This is a genomic window from Sulfitobacter sp. HI0129 (assembly GCF_001635395.1).
In the GTDB taxonomy this organism is placed as follows: domain Bacteria; phylum Pseudomonadota; class Alphaproteobacteria; order Rhodobacterales; family Rhodobacteraceae; genus Sulfitobacter.
Genome location: NZ_LWGH01000134.1, coordinates 1 through 455 on the forward strand (window position 1 = coordinate 1; position 455 = coordinate 455).

Annotated in this window: 1 protein-coding gene and 1 pseudogene; both read right to left on the minus strand. The window is 56.8% G+C overall.

What is annotated here, in order from left to right; translation table 11 throughout:
• Positions 1-112: pseudogene (locus A3764_RS24440) on the minus strand (NADH-specific enoyl-ACP reductase); the annotation flags it as partial.
• Positions 113-271: 159 nt separating this feature from the next.
• A complete protein-coding gene (locus A3764_RS25030) occupies positions 272-415 on the minus strand; it encodes a hypothetical protein (RefSeq protein ID WP_161487476.1) in 144 nt (47 codons plus the stop codon).
• Positions 416-455 lie beyond the last annotated feature (40 nt).

Here is a 455-nt window from a genome sequence, read left to right on the forward strand (position 1 = left end):
CCAGTTCCGCGCCCGCGTCCGCCAGCGTCCGGGCGATCCCCCAGGCGATGGATTTGTCGTTGGCCAACCCCATGATGAGCCCGCGTTTACCCTGCATCAAGTCATTGCCCATTGGCTCATCCCAGTCACTTCGTGTTATAAGATTTGACGTTTAGGTCATTGCTCGCAGTGCTTCAAGACTGCGTGGATTCGGGCAGGCCGGACACAACTCTCCTTAGCATTGCGCAATGAGTTTGCGGNTCTCGCTTTTGTTGTAGTGCTATGTCATATGTTATAGGTCACCTTCGGAACCCGCATCAGACGGGACGATCACGCCGTTGCCGTTGGCATCCCAGTAGATGGCGCCCGAGAAATCGGTCAGACCAGCTTCGGAGATCGCGCCTTCGGTGATGGCGATGTTCGAGTTGTTGGTCACGGGTTCTCGTCATAGAACCCCTGCTCGCGGGTCAGATCCG